Origin of the sequence: Curtobacterium sp. JUb34 (assembly GCF_003755065.1) — a bacterium.
Taxonomy (GTDB): Bacteria; Actinomycetota; Actinomycetes; order Actinomycetales; family Microbacteriaceae; genus Curtobacterium.
Genome location: NZ_RJVH01000004.1, coordinates 264,339 through 279,796, shown reverse-complemented (window position 1 = coordinate 279,796; position 15,458 = coordinate 264,339). Strand labels below are relative to the sequence as shown.

The 15,458-nt window shown below is 70.2% G+C and carries 19 protein-coding genes; 14 read left to right on the top strand and 5 right to left on the bottom strand.

Annotated features, from left to right (window positions below; all coding sequences use genetic code 11):
* Positions 1-11 precede the first annotated feature (11 nt).
* Together EDF63_RS15330 and EDF63_RS15325 are read right to left on the bottom strand one after the other, a co-directional pair.
* A complete protein-coding gene (locus tag EDF63_RS15330; protein WP_123313863.1) occupies positions 12-677 on the bottom strand; it encodes a TrkA family potassium uptake protein in 666 nt (221 codons plus the stop codon).
* Between the two features lie 22 nt (positions 678-699).
* Positions 700-2,133, bottom strand: a complete 1,434-nt coding sequence (locus tag EDF63_RS15325; RefSeq protein WP_123313862.1) for a TrkH family potassium uptake protein — start codon at positions 2,131-2,133, stop codon at positions 700-702.
* A gap of 74 nt (positions 2,134-2,207) precedes the next feature.
* On the opposite strand from EDF63_RS15325, the gene EDF63_RS15320 reads away from it, so the two are divergent.
* The 5 genes from EDF63_RS15320 (at position 2,208) to EDF63_RS15300 (ending at position 3,874) form a co-directional block, all read left to right on the top strand.
* Positions 2,208-2,723, top strand: a complete 516-nt coding sequence (locus EDF63_RS15320; RefSeq protein ID WP_123313861.1) for a helix-turn-helix transcriptional regulator — start codon at positions 2,208-2,210, stop codon at positions 2,721-2,723.
* Positions 2,724-2,823: 100 nt separating this feature from the next.
* On the top strand, positions 2,824-3,018 hold the full coding sequence (locus EDF63_RS15315; RefSeq protein ID WP_022902482.1) for a helix-turn-helix domain-containing protein: 195 nt from the start codon (positions 2,824-2,826) through the stop codon (positions 3,016-3,018).
* A gap of 128 nt (positions 3,019-3,146) precedes the next feature.
* Entirely contained in the window at positions 3,147-3,245 is a 99-nt protein-coding gene (locus tag EDF63_RS15310; RefSeq protein ID WP_003792170.1) for a 30S ribosomal protein bS22, read from the top strand.
* A gap of 84 nt (positions 3,246-3,329) precedes the next feature.
* A complete protein-coding gene (locus EDF63_RS15305) occupies positions 3,330-3,584 on the top strand; it encodes a glutaredoxin family protein (RefSeq protein ID WP_111084287.1) in 255 nt (84 codons plus the stop codon).
* Positions 3,581-3,874: a Dabb family protein gene (locus EDF63_RS15300; protein WP_123313860.1), complete on the top strand. Its 294-nt coding sequence runs from the start codon at positions 3,581-3,583 to the stop codon at positions 3,872-3,874. Before EDF63_RS15305 ends, EDF63_RS15300 begins: the two co-directional genes overlap by 4 nt.
* 133 nt (positions 3,875-4,007) lie before the next feature.
* Here the strand turns inward: EDF63_RS15300 and aspS are convergent, their stop codons facing one another.
* Complete coding sequence (aspS, locus tag EDF63_RS15295; RefSeq protein ID WP_123313859.1) at positions 4,008-5,348, bottom strand: aspartate--tRNA(Asn) ligase; 1,341 nt, start codon at positions 5,346-5,348, stop codon at positions 4,008-4,010.
* A gap of 172 nt (positions 5,349-5,520) precedes the next feature.
* Between aspS and EDF63_RS15290 the strand changes: the two genes are divergently transcribed.
* Positions 5,521-5,874, top strand: coding sequence for a hypothetical protein (locus EDF63_RS15290; protein ID WP_123313858.1), 354 nt, complete (start codon positions 5,521-5,523; stop codon positions 5,872-5,874).
* A gap of 227 nt (positions 5,875-6,101) precedes the next feature.
* Here EDF63_RS15290 and EDF63_RS15280 read toward each other — a convergent pair whose 3' ends face one another.
* Entirely contained in the window at positions 6,102-6,476 is a 375-nt protein-coding gene (locus EDF63_RS15280) for a MerR family transcriptional regulator (RefSeq protein WP_123314084.1), read from the bottom strand.
* Positions 6,477-6,545: 69 nt separating this feature from the next.
* Between EDF63_RS15280 and EDF63_RS15275 the strand changes: the two genes are divergently transcribed.
* The 6 genes from EDF63_RS15275 (at position 6,546) to ccsB (ending at position 12,849) form a co-directional block, all read left to right on the top strand.
* Positions 6,546-8,036, top strand: a complete 1,491-nt coding sequence (locus tag EDF63_RS15275; protein WP_123313856.1) for a SulP family inorganic anion transporter — start codon at positions 6,546-6,548, stop codon at positions 8,034-8,036.
* A gap of 68 nt (positions 8,037-8,104) precedes the next feature.
* On the top strand, positions 8,105-8,761 hold the full coding sequence (locus EDF63_RS15270) for a histidine phosphatase family protein (RefSeq protein ID WP_123313855.1): 657 nt from the start codon (positions 8,105-8,107) through the stop codon (positions 8,759-8,761).
* The gene (locus EDF63_RS15265) at positions 8,758-9,378 is read left to right on the top strand and encodes a TlpA disulfide reductase family protein (protein ID WP_123313854.1); all 621 of its coding nucleotides are present in this window, start codon (positions 8,758-8,760) and stop codon (positions 9,376-9,378) included. Before EDF63_RS15270 ends, EDF63_RS15265 begins: the two co-directional genes overlap by 4 nt.
* 45 nt (positions 9,379-9,423) lie before the next feature.
* The gene (locus EDF63_RS15260; RefSeq protein ID WP_123314083.1) at positions 9,424-10,122 is read left to right on the top strand and encodes a cytochrome c biogenesis CcdA family protein; all 699 of its coding nucleotides are present in this window, start codon (positions 9,424-9,426) and stop codon (positions 10,120-10,122) included.
* The gene (locus tag EDF63_RS15255; protein ID WP_260233130.1) at positions 10,106-11,815 is read left to right on the top strand and encodes a cytochrome c biogenesis protein ResB; all 1,710 of its coding nucleotides are present in this window, start codon (positions 10,106-10,108) and stop codon (positions 11,813-11,815) included. The genes EDF63_RS15260 and EDF63_RS15255 overlap by 17 nt, the downstream gene beginning before the upstream one ends.
* Before the next feature lie 5 nt (positions 11,816-11,820).
* A complete protein-coding gene (gene ccsB, locus EDF63_RS15250) occupies positions 11,821-12,849 on the top strand; it encodes a c-type cytochrome biogenesis protein CcsB (protein ID WP_123314081.1) in 1,029 nt (342 codons plus the stop codon).
* A gap of 98 nt (positions 12,850-12,947) precedes the next feature.
* Here ccsB and EDF63_RS15245 read toward each other — a convergent pair whose 3' ends face one another.
* The gene (locus tag EDF63_RS15245) at positions 12,948-13,937 is read right to left on the bottom strand and encodes an o-succinylbenzoate synthase (RefSeq protein WP_123313853.1); all 990 of its coding nucleotides are present in this window, start codon (positions 13,935-13,937) and stop codon (positions 12,948-12,950) included.
* A gap of 133 nt (positions 13,938-14,070) precedes the next feature.
* Between EDF63_RS15245 and EDF63_RS15240 the strand changes: the two genes are divergently transcribed.
* Positions 14,071-14,484: a hypothetical protein gene (locus EDF63_RS15240; RefSeq protein WP_123313852.1), complete on the top strand. Its 414-nt coding sequence runs from the start codon at positions 14,071-14,073 to the stop codon at positions 14,482-14,484.
* 21 nt (positions 14,485-14,505) lie between these two features.
* Positions 14,506-15,435, top strand: coding sequence for a 1,4-dihydroxy-2-naphthoyl-CoA synthase (locus tag EDF63_RS15235; protein WP_111084280.1), 930 nt, complete (start codon positions 14,506-14,508; stop codon positions 15,433-15,435).
* The last annotated feature ends 23 nt before the right edge of the window (positions 15,436-15,458 follow it).

Sequence of the window (15,458 nt, the reverse complement as noted above, 5' to 3'; positions counted from 1 at the left end):
CGCGGGCGGACCTACTCGAACGCCGCGAAGCGCTCCAGGTCGGTCTCCGAACCCGAGACGATGATCACGTCGTCCTCGCCGATGATGCTCTCCGGCGTCGCCGGCACGAACGGGCTCCCGGGCGGCTTGATGCCGAGCACCGTCAGACCGAACCGGGTGCGGATCACCGTGGTGGCGAGGTCCTTCCCGCGCACGGCCCGTGGCGGGAACATCTTGACCACGGCGAAGTCGTCGTCGAACTCGATGAAGTCGAGCATGCGCCCGGACACCAGGTGTGCGGTGCGCTCCCCGGCTTCACGCTCCGGGTAGACGACGTGGTTCGCGCCGATGCGGGACAGGATCGTTCCGTGCGAGCGGCTGATGGCCTTCGCCCAGATCTGCGGGATGCCGAGGTCGACGAGGTTCGCCGTGATCAGCACGCTCGACTCGAGGTCGCTGCCCGTCCCGACGACCGCGATCGCGAAGTCCTGCGCACCGATCTGCCGCAGCGCGTCGATGTCGGTCGCATCGGCCTGCACGGCGTGCGTGACCCGGTCGGACCACTTCTGCACCAGGCCGGCGTCGGTGTCGACGACGAGGACCTCGCGGTCCTGCCGCTCGAGCTGACCGGCGGTGGCGGCGCCGAAGCGGCCGAGGCCGATGACGAGCACGGGTGCGTCGTGACTGATCGCACCCATCGGGTGCGGGGGACGGGTTCGGTCAGCCAACGATCGGCCTCTCCTCGGGACGGCGGAACAACTGCCGGCTCTGACTCGCGGCCAGGGCTGCGGCGATGGTCACTGTACCGACCCGGCCGAGGAACATGGTGGCGGCCAGGACGTACTTGCCGGACTCGGGCAGGTCCGCGGACACGCCGGAGGACAGACCACTGGTCGAGAACGCCGAGATCACCTCGAACAGCACGCGGTCGAGCGAGTCGTCCGTGATCTGCAGGAGCACCACGGTCGCGACCGCCACGATCGTCGCTCCCCAGAGCACGATGGCGACCGCGACCCGCAGCACGTCACTGGGGATGCGGCGCCCGAACGCCTCCATGCTCTGCCGGCCGCGGGCCTCGGCCACCGCGGCGAGGAACAGCACCGCGAGGGTCGTGACCTTGATGCCGCCGGCGGTCGACGCGGAGCCGCCACCGATGAACATGAGCATGTCGGTGACGAGCAGGCTCGACCCGTTCAGCTGGTCGAAGTCGACGAGCGAGAAGCCGCCGGAGCGGGTCATCGTCGACAGGAAGAGCGCCTGGAACGCCGTCCGCCCGGCACCCTCCTCGCCGAAGGTCGTCGGGTTCGAGGCCTCGAGCGCGGTGTAGACGATCGCACCGCCGACGAGCAGGACCGCGCTCGTGGCCAGGGTCAGCTTGACGTGGATCGGCCAGCGGCGCGGCATGCGGAGCTGCTTCGTCAGGGCACGGATGACGGGGAACCCGATCGACCCCGCCACGACGCCGATCATCAGGAGCGTCAGGAACCAGTAGTCGTGGGCAAACGGGTCGAGGCCGTCCGCGTTGGGCGAGAAGCCGGTGTTCGTGAACGCCATCGCCGCGTAGTAGAAGGAGTCGCCGACCGCGGTCCAGAACGGGATGCCCGCGATCAGCACCGACGGCAGGAGCAGCAGGCCGAGGACGATCTCGATCGACAGGGTGCTCACGGCCACCGTGGCGAGCAGGGTGCCGACCTCACCGAGGCGGACGGCCTGCCCCTCGGGCACCGCACCGTGGTGGGTGCGGAGCGGGTTCGAGTCGCCCGCGGCCATCAGCTTCGCGCGGAGCCCGAGCTTGCGGGTCACGAACAGCCCGAGGATCGACGCGAAGGTCAGCACGCCCACCGCGCCGATCTGCGTGCCGATCACCACGAGGACCTTGCCGAACACCGACCAGTGGGTCGCCATGTCGACGGTCGCGAGGCCGGTGACGCACACCACCGAGGCCGCCGTGAACAGCGCGTCCGAGAAGTGCGTGCCGGTCCGGTCCGCGGCGGCCCACGGTGTCATGAACAGCGCCGTGAACACGAAGATCAGGGCGATGAACACCACGATCGCCAATCGCGACGGCGACGATCGCAGGACCGTCGCGATCCGTCCGCCCCGTCGCCGGGTGACGGTCACGTGCCGCGGGAGCGGCTCGGTACGGTCGAGCATCGTATGCCTCCGAGGACATGGGCAGGGACGGTTCGTCATGGTACATCCGAGGTGCCCCGGCTAGCCTTGCCCGCATGGCCGACATCTTCTCCGTCGTGGCGGACCCCACGAGGCGTGAGCTGCTCGGGACCCTCCTCGCCGCGTACGGATCGGACGTCACCGGTGGGGAACTCAGCGTCGGGCAGCTCGTCGAGCGACTGGGCGTCAGCCAGCCGACGGTGTCGAAGCACCTCCGCGTCCTGCGCGACATCGGCCTCGTCACCAGCCGCGAGGAAGGGCAGCACCGCTTCTACCGGCTCGACCCGGAACCGCTCGTGTCCCTGGAGGACTGGGTCCTGCCGTTCACCGGCGCGGTCGACGCCGACGGCATGCCCGCGACCACGGCGTGGACCCCCGATGGACAACCCGTGTCGGTGCGCCGGAACGGGGCGGCCGGCAAGGCCACCGTCGAGGTCGGCACCGAGCTTGGGCGTGTCATGGCCGAGGCGTCCTACCGGGCCACCGCGGCGATCTCCGGCGCGCAGCAGGGCTGGGAGCGCGTCGTCGACCGCAGCCGCAAGCGCTTCACCCGCCGCGGGGACGAAGACTGAGCCTGGACACTGGGTCGCACGCGCCTCTACAGTTGCCAGTGACCACACAGGTCACACCAAACCCGTGCGCGGATCGCGTGCGAGCCACCGAAGGCGGATCATGACCGGCAGTTTCGACGACGTGCGCTTCCTCACCGTCGCTGAGGTCGCCGAGATGATGCGTGTCTCGAAGATGACCGTGTACCGCATGGTCCACGCCGGTGAGCTCCCCGCCATCCGTTTCGGCCGGTCCTTCCGTGTCCCCGAGTCAGCCGTCGCCGACGTGCTGCGCGGTGGCATCGCAGACGTCGGCTGAGCGCACGCACGTCCGTTCCGGGCGCGTTCGACATCGCGTCAGCCCTCCGGTAGACTCGGCCGGGTTGATTTTCCGCGGTCTCGACGGCCCGGTGTCCGATACATCAGCACAGTCCGAGCGAGGTCCACATGGGTTCTGTCATCAAGAAGCGTCGCAAGCGCATGGCGAAGAAGAAGCACCGCAAGCTGCTTCGCAAGACGCGCCACCAGCGTCGCAACAAGAAGTAGGCCCCGAGCCTGCAGCGTCAAGCCCCGGTTCGCCGGGGCTTTCGCATTCCCCAGGGGACGCGGGCCGCGGGTTACGCTGGAGCCATGCCCGCAGTGACGTTCCTGACGAAGCCCGGATGCCACCTCTGCGACGACGCCCGACCCGTGGTCGAGCGCGTCGTCGCCGAACACCCCGGCGTCACCCTGCAGGAACGCTCGATCCTCGACGACGACGCCCTCCGCCAGGAGTACGCGGAGGACATCCCCGTCGTGCTGGTCGACGGGCGCGTCCACAGCAACTGGCACGTCGACGCCGATCGGCTCGCACGTGCCCTCGAGAAGGCCGGTGCCTCCGCATGATCTCCCACGTCGTCGCCTGGACCCTGCGCGAGGACCTCGACCGCGCCGCGTCCATCGCCCGGATCCGCGAACTCCTGACCGGCCTGACCGGCACCATCGGGTCGATCCGCTCGCTCGAGGTCGTCGAGAACGTCGCCTACCCGGACAAGAACAGCGACGTCGCCGTCGTCGCGTCGTTCGACGACCTCGCGGGACTCGACGAGTACCAGGTGCACCCGGACCACCAGGCCGCCGCAGCCGAGATCCGTGGACTGGTCACGGGGCGGGCCGCCATCGACTGGGAGCGCTGAGCCGGGCCTCCCGTCCCGCCCCCGGCGCTGCGTGCGCTGCGGCGCTTCGTGAGCGGAAATGGTCGCCTCCCACATCGGGAGGCGACCATTTCTGTTCACCATGTGCGCCCGCGAGGGGCGACGCGTGACGTGACTACGGGGTCAGACGCGTCGGGCCACGGAAGAGGTACGTGACCTCGCGGATGGACGGCTCGCCGAGCATGAGCATGAGGACGCGCGCGAGGCCCATGCCGAACCCGCCGTGCGGCGGCACGCCGTAGCGGAAGAAGTCGAGGTACCAGCCGAGCTCCTCGGGGTCGAGGCCCTTCTCGACGGCCTGCGCCTCGAGCACGTCGACGCGGTGCTCGCGCTGCGCGCCCGTGGAGATCTCCGCACCGTTGAAGATGAGGTCGTAGCTGTTCGTGAGCGTCGGGTCGCCCGGCTTCCGCATGTGGTAGTACGGCCGGATCGAGGCGTCGTACTCGGTGACGAAGACGAACTCCGACCCGTGGTGCTCCTTCGCCCAGGCGGCGACGCGGCGCTCGCCCTCGGGGTCCAGGTCGCCGTCGGCACGGACGACGTCGTGTCCGCTGTCCGCGACGATCTTCCGGGCCTCGGCCAGGGTCACACGGGGGAACGGCGTCGCGGGGACCTGCAGCTCGAAGCCGAAGACCTCCTCGATGTCCTTGCCGTACTTCTCCTTGACCGCGGTGATGCCGGCGACCAGGACCTCTTCGTGCATCGCCATGACGTCCTCGTGGGACTCGATCCACGAGAACTCGGCGTCGACGCTGGTGAACTCCGTCGCGTGCCGGCTCGTGAACGAGGGGTCGGCGCGGAACGCGTCGGCGATCTCGAACACGGCACCGAAGCCGGCGGGCTGCGCCATCTGCTTGAAGTTCTGCGGCGACTGCGCCAGGTAGGCGGTCGTCTCGAAGTACTCGAGCTGGAACAGCTCGGCGCGCGACTCGGAGGCCGACGCCATCAGCTTCGGGGTGTGGATCTCGATGTAGTCGCGGTCCACCCAGTAGGTGCGGAACGCGTGCTCCAGCGTCGTCTGGATGCGGAAGATCAGGTTCTGCTTGCGGTTGCGCAGGTCGAGGAAGCGCCAGTCGAGCCGCTTGTCGAGGGACGAGTCGTCGGCGATCGGGGTCTCCGGGATCGCGGCGCTCACCACCTCGAGCGCGCCGACCTTGACCTCGAGGCCGCCGAGCTTGACGCGCTCGTCGTGCTTCAGGGTGCCGGTGGCGTGGATGAAGGTGCCGTGGGCGAGGCCCGAGATCTCGTTGGTGGTGGCGAGCGCGGCCTGGGCGGCGTCGTCACCGTCCTCGGCCTCGCGCGTGGCGGGGTTCACGAGCTGGACGGCGCCGGACTCGTCGCGGAGGACGACGAACTGCACCTTCTTCTGGTCTCGGACGGTCTCGACCCATCCGGCCACGGAGACGGGGCCGTCGGGGAGGGCAGCGAGGTCGGCGATGCGGGTGCGTTCGATCACGGTGGTCGAGTCTAACCGTCTGCGTCCGGCGGCGTCGGTCCGCGGGGTGCTCCCCTCCACAGGGCGGCATGCGTCCGGCGCAGTCCACAGGTCGGCCGGGAGGCCCGTGGGGCGTCCCGCGGGTCCGTAGCGTTCTCGACGTGGCCGGGTCGCGGGACGAGAGGGGGGCCGGGTGGGGACGGGGACGGGGGAGCTCGCGACCTGGCCGCCTGCGGCGGTCGCGGTCGTGGCAGCAGCGCTGTGCACGGCGGCGTTCACGCTCATCGCCGCGTTCGTCGGTGGGCTGTGGGCGGTCATCCGGTGGCGGCGGGACGTCGCGCGCGAGCAGCGGGACCGGGCGTGGTCCCGCTTCGTCTGGACGGTCGACCAGACGTGCGCCGACGACATCGGTCGCGCCGAGCTCGGTCGCGCCAGCGCGAAAGCGATGTACGAAATGCAGATTCTTCGCGACGACGACGAGGCGGTGGGCAACATCGTGTTGGAACTCATCACGGGAAGCGAGGCAACGTGGACGAACACGGAGTGACAGAGCGTGATCCGGTGGTCGAGCTCTTGGAGCGTCGAGAGGCCGAGTGGCGAGAGCGCATCAGGCGGAAGTACCGGTTCAGACCGAGGAAGGCGCGCCGTGTCATCTGGGAGCACGATGAAATCCGGCGTCGCTTGCGCGAATGGGACGTAGCCCATCACGAGCGCGCGCGGCTCCGCGCCGAGCGCGCGCGCCTGGGGGCCACCGCGGCGGCGGGCGCCGTGCGGTCAGGGGAGCGACGCGCGGAGTGACCCGAGCGTGCCGATGAACTCCTCTGCCATGCCCGCCCGCTCGACGAGCTTGGCGTGGCGGGCGCGAGCGTCGTCCAGGTACGCGTCGAGTCGTGCGGCCAGTGCTCGTTCGTCCTCGGGGTCCTTCGCTGCGAGGGCGTCGACCACGCGGAGGAGCTCGGCCATCTCGTCGAGCGTGAACCCGAGCGGCTTCATGCGGCGGATCACGAGCAGCCGGTCCAGGTCCTGCGCGGTGTAGACGCGGAACCCGCCGGTCGTGCGGCCACTCGGCACGAGCAGACCGACCTCGTCGTAGTGGCGGATCGTCCGCAGGGACATGCCGGCGCGGTCCGCCAGCTCGCCGATGTGCATGGTGTCCGGGGCGTCGGTGGTGCTCACGGTGCACAACTCTACCCTCACGTGAGGGTAGAGTTCCCGTCGATGTCCGTGATCACACACGCGCCGGCTGCCCCGAGCGTCCTCACTGCCCTCCGCTCACCCCGCACGCTGACCCGAGAGGTCCTGGCCGGGATCGTCACCGCGCTCGCCCTCATCCCCGAGGCGATCTCGTTCTCCGTCGTCGCCGGTGTCGACCCGGCGGTCGGTCTCTTCTCGAGCGTGATCATCGCGATCGTGATCTCGATCGTGGGCGGGCGCCCGGCGATGGTGTCCGCCGCAGCCGGGTCGGTGGCGCTGGTCATCGCGCCGCTCGTCCGCGAACACGGCATCGAGTACCTCGTGCCCGCGATCGTGCTCGGCGGCGTGTTCCAGCTCGTCCTCGGGTTCCTCGGCGTCGCGCGACTGATGCGCTTCATCCCGCGCAGCGTCAACGTGGCCTTCGTGAACGCGCTGGCTATCCTCATCTTCACCGCACAGCTGCCCAACCTGCTCGGCGACGACGTCCCGTTCGTCGTCTGGCCGCTGACCGCCCTCGGCATCGCGATCATCGTCGGCTTCCCGTTCCTGACCAAGGCGGTCCCGGCGCCGCTCATCGCGGTCGTCGTGATCACCGGTATCACCATGCTCTTCAGCGTCGTCGTCCCCACGGTCGGTGACGAGGGCGAACTGCCCACCGCACTGCCGGGGTTCAACGGCATCGTGACGCCGTTCTCGTTCGAGACGCTGCAGATCGTCGCGCCGTACGCGTTCGGCGTCGCGATCGTCGGCCTCATCGAGACCCTGCTGACCGCGCAGCTCGTCGACTCGATCACCGAGACCGGCTCGAGCAAGTGGCGGGAGTCCTGGGGGCAGGGCGTCGCGAACATCGCATCGGCGTTCTTCGGTGGCACGGGTGGCTGCGCGATGATCGGCCAGACGGTCATCAACGTGAAGACCGCGGGCGCGCGGACCCGGATCTCGACCTTCGTCGCCGGTGCGTCCGTGCTCGTGCTGACGATCGTGCTGCACGACCTCGTCGCGCAGATCCCGATGGCCGCCCTCACCGCCGTGATGCTCATGGTGTGCGTGGCGACCTTCGACTGGCACAGCATCCGCCCGCGCACCCTGCGACGGATGCCGCTCGGTGAGACCGCGGTCATGCTGATCACGGTCGTGGTGGTCGTCGTGACCGAGAACCTCGCGACCGGGGTGCTCGTCGGGGTCGTCGTCGCGGCGCTCGTCTTCGCACGCCGGGCGGCCCACGTCGTGACTGTCGTGCGCGAGCCGGTCGACGAGCGCACCGTGCGCTACCGGGTCCGCGGTGCGTTGTTCTTCGCGTCGTCGAACGACCTCGTCACCCGGTTCTCCTACGCCGAGGACCCGGAGCACGTGGTCATCGACATGTCCGACGCGCACGTCTTCGACGCCTCGACGGTCGCGGCGCTGGACGGCGTCGAGCAACGGTTCGCCAAGCACGGGTCCACGGTCGAGGTCGTGGGTCTCAACACCGGGTCGGTGGCCATCCACGGGCGGCTGTCGGGCGAACTCGGCTGAGCGCTTCCGCATCCGGTGAATCGGCTGTGGGGCCGGTGAGCACCGATGGGCGACCTACACTGGAACCCATGCCCGCCACCCGACTCCACCTCGTCCGGCACGGTGAGGTGCACAACCCCGACCGCGTCCTGTACGGCCGGCTCCCGGGCTTCGGGCTGAGCGACCTCGGCAAGCAGATGGCCCTCGCCTCGGCGACCGCGTGGCAGGACGCCGGTGTCGACGTGCGCCGGATCGTCGCCTCGCCGCTGCAGCGCACGCAGGAGTCCGCGGCTCCGTGGTCGGCCGCGTACGGGCTCGACGTCACGCTGGACGAGCGGCTCATCGAGCCGACGAACCGGTACGAGGGGCAGCCCCCGGGCTTCACGAAGCGTTCGCTCGGCCGCCCGGCGGAGTGGCCCTGGATCGCGAACCCGTTCCGACCGAGCTGGGGCGAGGCGTACGAGTCGATCGCCAACCGCATGCTCGCGGCGATGACCACGGCATGGGAGAGCGTCGACGGCGGCGACGTCGTCCTCGTCAGCCACCAGCTGCCGATCTGGATGGTCCACCGGAAGCTCGCGGGGGAGTCGCTCTGGCACGACCCGCGCAAGCGCCGCTGCGACCTGTCGAGCATCACCACCGTCGAACGGGTGCCCGCCTCGACGACCGGTCGGTTCACCGAGGTCGGGTACACGGATCCCGCGCAGGAGCTGCGCGCGACCGCCATCGACGAAGGAGCAGTGTGAGCGTCATCAGCAAGCGGTTCGCGGTCCTCGCAGCGACGGCGGTCGCCGCGGCACTCGTCCTGTCGGGGTGCTCGTCGGACAACGGCGGCCTGGCGAAGCAGTACGGCAACGGCACCACCCAGAACTACATCTCCGGCGACGGCGCGGTGACCGAGGTCAGCGCCGACAAGCGGTCCGACGCGGTCGACTTCGAGGCGAAGGACTCCGACGGTGACACCGTCTCGTCGAAGGACCTCAAGGGCAAGGTCGTCGTCCTGAACTTCTGGTACGCGAGCTGCCCGCCGTGCCGCGCCGAGGCGAAGTACCTCAACAAGGTGCACGCGTCCTACGCCGGTGCCGACGACGTCGCGTTCATCGGCGTCAACGTCCGCGACGAGGCAGCGACCGCGGCTGCCTTCGAGCGCACCTTCGGGGTCGACTACCCGACCGTGCTCGACCAGAAGACCGGCACGATGCAGCTCGCGCTGTCCGGTCAGATCGCTCCGAACGCCGTGCCGGCCACGATCGTCCTCGACACCAAGGGCCGCGTGGCTGCCCGGGTGCTCGGTGCCGTCGACGGCACGAGCATCCTGAAGACCCTGATCAGCGACGAACTCGACGCCGGCAAGGCCTCCTGACCCGTGGCCTCCAACCCCTTCGCCGACGCGATCCTGAGCGGCCAGATGGCCGTTGCGCTGCCCGTGGCGGCGCTCGCGGGGCTCGTCTCGTTCCTGTCGCCGTGCGTGTTGCCGCTCGTGCCCGGCTACCTCGGGTACGTCGGCGGGATCGCCGAGGGCGGGCAGCGCCGGGGTCGGGTCGTGCTCGGGGTGCTCCTGTTCATCCTGGGGTTCACCGCGGTCTTCGTCGCGTACACGACGGTGTTCGGGGCGCTCGGGTTCTGGCTCGTGCGCTGGCGGGACCTCATCACGCAGGTCCTCGGCGTCGTCGTCATCGCGATGGGCCTGGTCTTCGTCGGGCGGTTCACGTTCATGCAGCGCACCATCAAGCCGAGCTGGACGCCCGCGACCGGACTCGTCGGCGCCCCGCTGCTCGGCATCGTGTTCGGCCTCGGGTGGACCCCGTGCCTCGGGCCGACCCTCGCCGCCATCAACCTGCTCAGCGTGCAGTCGGGGAGCGCCTGGCAGGGCATGTGGCTCGGCGTCGCGTACTGCCTGGGTCTGGGCGTCCCGTTCGTCCTGGTCGCCGTCGGGGCCGGCTGGGCCACCGGTGCGATCCGCGCCGTGAAGCGCCACATGCGCACCGTCAACATCATCGGAGGAGCGATCCTGATCGTCATCGGTCTGCTCATGGTCACCGGAATCTGGTCGGCCGTCATGTCGAGTGTCGGGGCGGTGATCCAGAGCTTTGTCCCCGCGATCTGACCCCGACACCGAAGCGACGGGGGCCGACACCGCGTCGGACCCGCAGCGACCGTCCGACCACGTCGACGGCTCCGGCCCCGGCGACCCCGGCATCAACCAGCCGAAGCTCGGGTTCATCGGCACCCTCCGATTCTTCTGGCGGCAGCTCACGAGCATGCGCACCGCGCTGTTCCTGCTCATGCTGCTCGCCCTCGCGGCGATCCCGGGCTCGCTCGTGCCGCAGCGCACCGCCGACCCGAACGGCGTCGTCCAGTACAAGGCCGACCACGCGACGCTCTACCCGATCCTCGACAAGCTGCAGGTCTTCGACACCTACACCTCGGTGTGGTTCTCGGCGATCTACCTCCTGCTGTTCGTCTCGCTGATCGGCTGCATCGTTCCGCGCACGAAGCACCACTGGCAGGCGCTGCGGACCCGTCCGCCCCGGACCCCCGCGCGCCTGACGCGACTGGCGGGCTTCCGCACCGTGGCGGTGCAGCCCGACGCGATGATCGACGGCACCACCGGGATCGACGCGACCACGGGCCTCCCGTCCACCGAGCACGCGGTGACGCGCGCGATGGCGATCCTGAAGCGCTCCGGGTACCGCGTCGAGCGCTTCGGCGACTCGGTGAGCGCGGAGCGCGGCTACCTGCGCGAGACCGGCAACCTGGTGTTCCACGCGGCGCTCGTCGGTGTCCTGCTGGCCGTCGGCGTCGGCGGCGGGTTCGGGTTCACCGGGCAGCGGCTGCTGGTCGAGGGGCAGACGTTCTCGAACGTCCTCGGCTCCTACGACTCGTTCAACCCCGGTCGCTGGTTCCAGCAGACCGACCTCAAGGGCTACAACCTGACGCTCGACAAGTTCGTCACGAAGTACGAGGAGCGCAACCTCGACGCCCTCGGCCAGGCGCTCGACTACTCGGCGACCGTCACGAGCAAGGAGAAGGGCGGCGAGTCGAAGACCAGCCGCCTCGGCGTGAACGACCCGCTGCACGTCGGCGGCACCAACGTCTACCTGCTCGGCAACGGCTACGCGATGAACGTCACGGTGCGCGACGGCGAGGGCAACGTGGCGTTCCAGGACGTCGTGCCGTTCCTGCCCGAGGACGCCAACTACACGTCCACCGGCGTCATCAAGGTGCCGGACGCGCTGCCGGACCAGCTCGGCATGGTCGGGTTCTTCTACCCGACGGCGTCGAAGCTCGCCTCCGGTGCGTACACGAGCGCCTACCCGGACACGCAGAACCCGCTGCTGACGCTGCAGGTCTACACCGGCGACCTCGGGCTCGACAGCGGGGTGCCGCAGAGCGTCTACACGCTCGACACCAAGGGCCTGCAGCAGATCGCCGGCCGCCAGTCCGACACGGCGAGCATCGCGCTCAAGCCGGGTCAGACCAAGCAGCTGCCGGACGGCGCCGGGTCGATCACGTTCGACGGCGTCAAGCGCTACGTGTCGCTCGACGTGCACCACGACCCGTCGCAGGCGTGGGTCGCCGGGTTCGCGCTGCTCTCCACGCTCGGGCTGCTGACGTCGCTCTTCGTCCCGCGCCGACGCGTGTGGGTGAAGGTCGTCCCCCGCAAGGGCGCTGAGCACGGCGAGTACGACCTGGAGTACGCCGGTCTCGCCCGTGGCGAGGACCCCAACCTCGAACGGGCCGTCGGGGACATCGCACACCGCCACACGTCGGACCTCGGAGTTAGGATGCCCCAGTGAACGACATGACCACGAACCTCGCGACCTACTCGGTCGTGCTGACGTACTCCGCGATGGCGGTCTACGTCATCGCGTTCATCTCGTTCGCGCTGGACATGGCGAAACGCTCCGGCGAGGTGACGGCAGCGGCGAAGAAGACGGGCGCGGACTCGGACGACGCAGCCGCGACCGCCTCGTTGGGTGCGGCCCGCTCGGCGAAGACCGTCGCCACCGTCCGGGGTGGCACCGTCGTGCTCGAACCGGTCGCCGCACCCCCGGCGAACGCCAGCGGCTCGGCCGGGCGCGGCACGAAGTTCGAACGCGTCGGCATGGCCATGACGATCCTCGCGCTCGTCCTGCACGTCGCATCGGTGGTCCTCCGCGGCATCGCGGCCGACCGTGTGCCGTGGGGCAACATGTTCGAGTTCTCGCTCACCGGCACGGCGCTGATCACGCTCATCTTCCTGCTGGTGCAGTTCTGGCAGAATCTGAAGTTCCTCGGTGTCTTCATCACCGGGCTGACGATCATCCTGCTCGGCATCGCCACGGTGAACTACTGGGTCCCCGTCGTCCCGCTGCAGCCCGCCCTGCAGTCCTACTGGCTGGTCATCCACGTCTTCGTGGCGATCGCCGGCACCGGGTTCTTCGCGCTCGGCGCGGGGCTCGCGGTGGCGCAGCTCGTGCAGACGTACCGCCAGGGCCGCACCGCGTCGGGCAAGCTCCGCTTCATGGCGACCCTGCCGGACGCCGACCGCCTCGAGGTCCTCACCTACCGCGTCCTGCTCGTCGGTTTCGTCCTCTGGACCTTCACCCTGATCGCCGGTGCGGTCTGGGCGGAGCGCGCCTGGGGCCGGTACTGGGGTTGGGACACCAAGGAGGTCTGGACGTTCATCATCTGGGTCGTCTACGCCGGGTACATCCACGCCCGTGCGACCCGCGGCTGGCGCGGTGCGCGGTCGTCGTGGTTGGCGCTCATCGGCTTCGCCGCCGTGATGTTCAACTTCTCGGTCGTGAACGTGTTCTTCAAGGGCCTGCACAGCTACTCGGGTCTGTGAGCGACGTGCGTCGCTGACGCGGCTCTGGTCGCGACTGCGATCGGACAGGAGGCGCGGTGCCAGCTGGCACCGCGCCTCCTGTCCGTGTCGGCGTCCCTCTACGCGGCGGCGAGCAGGGTGTGCACGCGCTCGAGCCGGGCGAGCCACCACGCCGTGCGCTCCGGCGACGCCGCGTTCCGGTCCAGCAGGTCCGACGACACCGTGGCCCGGCGCACGGGCACCCGGCCCCCGACGGGCAGCAGGGGGTCCGCGGTGACGTCGGACGCGAACATCGCGGCCGTCCCGAGCCCCGCGGCGTACCCCGGGGACATCGCGGCCGCGGCGAGGAACGCCCCCATGCCGAGCCCCACCGAGGTGTCGAGCGCGCTGGAGACCACGCACGGCAAGCCGGCCTCGGCGATGACGGCGCGTGCGGCCGTGACGCCGCCGAGCGGTTGGGCCTTGACGACGAGGACGTCGGCCGCCCCGGCCCGCGCGACGGCGAGCGGATCCGCTGCCTTGCGGACGCTCTCGTCCGCGGCAATCCGGATGCCGAGGCCGGCGGTCCGTGACCGCAGTGCCGCCAGTTCGGGCACCGTCCGGCAGGGCTGCTCGGCGTACTGCAGGTCGAAGGGGGCGAGGCGTTCGAGGGCCTCGGCGGCCTGGTCGACGCTCCAGAGACCGTTGGCGTCCACCCGGACGGCCGCCGAGGGGCCCATCACGCGGCGGACCTCGGCGACCCGGGCGACGTCGTCGTCGACGGTGGTGCCGGGTTCGGCGACCTTGACCTTGGCGGTGGTGCACCCGGGGTAGCGCGCGAGCAGTGCGGCGACCGCATCGGGCGTGATCGCCGGCACCGTGGCGTTCACGGGCACCGAGTCGGCGGCGGGCTCGTGCTCCGTCCACCCGAAGTCGATCGCGCCGCGGAGCCACGCGGCGGCCTCGGCGTCGTCGTACTCGACGAAGGGCGAGAACTCCGTCCACCCCGAGGGGCCCCGGAGGACGACCGCCTCGCGCGTGGTGATGCCGCGGAACCGCACCCGCATGGGCAGGGCGACCACGTGCGCGTCGGCGGTGAGTTCGGCGAGGTCGGGGAGCACGTCCGCCATCCTCCCACCGCACCCAGGGCACCTGCCGGTTCCTCGGAGGGGACCGCCAGGGCAGGGCATTAGCATGCATCGGTCGGCCCCGGTCGGCACAGGTCACGACCCGGATCGAACCGTCCGGAACGAGGGAGGCGCGGTGGCGCGGGAACCGCAGCAGCACGCGTCGCAGCGCCCCGGTCGCGACACCGACGAGTTCGCCCGGCTCATGCAGCAGGGCACCGTCGACGTGCGCCAGACGGCGGCTCGGAAGCGCCGCAGCCCGATCGTCGGCAAGATCGCCCTCGGCCTCGCGGTGGTGTCCGCAGCGGTCGACGCCAGCGCCTTCGCGGTCTTCATGGGCGGCGACACCGAGTTCGCGTTCGGGATCTGCTTCGTCGTGGTCTTCCTGACCCTCATCGCCGCCGTGCTCGGCTTCGTCGCCGCGGTCGGTGGCCTCGGCCGGTGGTACGGCGCGATCGGCGTCGTGGTGGCGTTCTTCGCCAACCCGGTCATCCTCATCGTGATCCTGGTGTTCGTCGCACCCGAGGTCCTGACCGGCATGGGCGCCTGACCGCAGCGGTACGTTGGGAGCATGGCTGCTCCCGTCTCCGACCTGTTCGACCCCGACGTCTGGACCGCGGCTCCGATCGCGGAGCAGTTCACGGACATCACCTACCACAAGCACGTCTCGAAGGGCATCGTCCGGGTCGCCTTCGACCGGCCCGAGGTGCGGAACGCCTTCCGTCCGCGCACGGTCGACGAGCTGTACCGCGCACTCGACGACGCCCGTCAGGACCCCCGCGTCGGCGTCGTCCTGCTGACCGGCAACGGCCCGAGCCCGAAGGACGGCGGCTGGGCGTTCTGCTCCGGCGGCGACCAGCGCATCCGCGGGCGCAGCGGCTACCAGTACGTCGGCGACGAGGGAGCTCCGCCCGAGGGGGTCGACCCGGCCGCCGCGCAGGCCTCGATGGGGCGACTGCACATCCTCGAGGTGCAGCGCCTGATCCGCATGATGCCCAAGGTCGTCATCGCCGTGGTCCCCGGGTGGGCGGCCGGCGGCGGGCACTCGCTGCACGCGATCTGCGACCTGACCATCGCGAGCGCCGAGCACGGCCGGTTCAAGCAGACCGACGCCGACGTCGGGTCGTTCGACGGCGGCTACGGCAGTGCCTACTACGCCAAGCAGATCGGCCAGAAGTTCGCGCGCGAGGTCTTCTTCCTCGCACAGGAGTACTCGGCGCAGCGCGCGTACGAGATGGGTGCCGTGAACGCCGTCGTCCCGCACGAGGACCTCGAGCGCGAGGCGATCCGCTGGGGTGAGATCGTCCTCGGCAAGTCCCCGACCGCGATCCGGATGCTGAAGTACGCGTTCAACGCCGTCGACGACGGCATGGTCGGCCAGCAGGTCTTCGCGGGCGAGGCGACGCGGCTCGCCTACGGCACCGACGAGGCCGTCGAGGGCCGCGACTCGTTCCTCGAGAAGCGCGCCCCCGAGTGGACGTCGTTCCCGTGGCACTACTGAGCCCGGTGCTCCGCCTGCGTCCG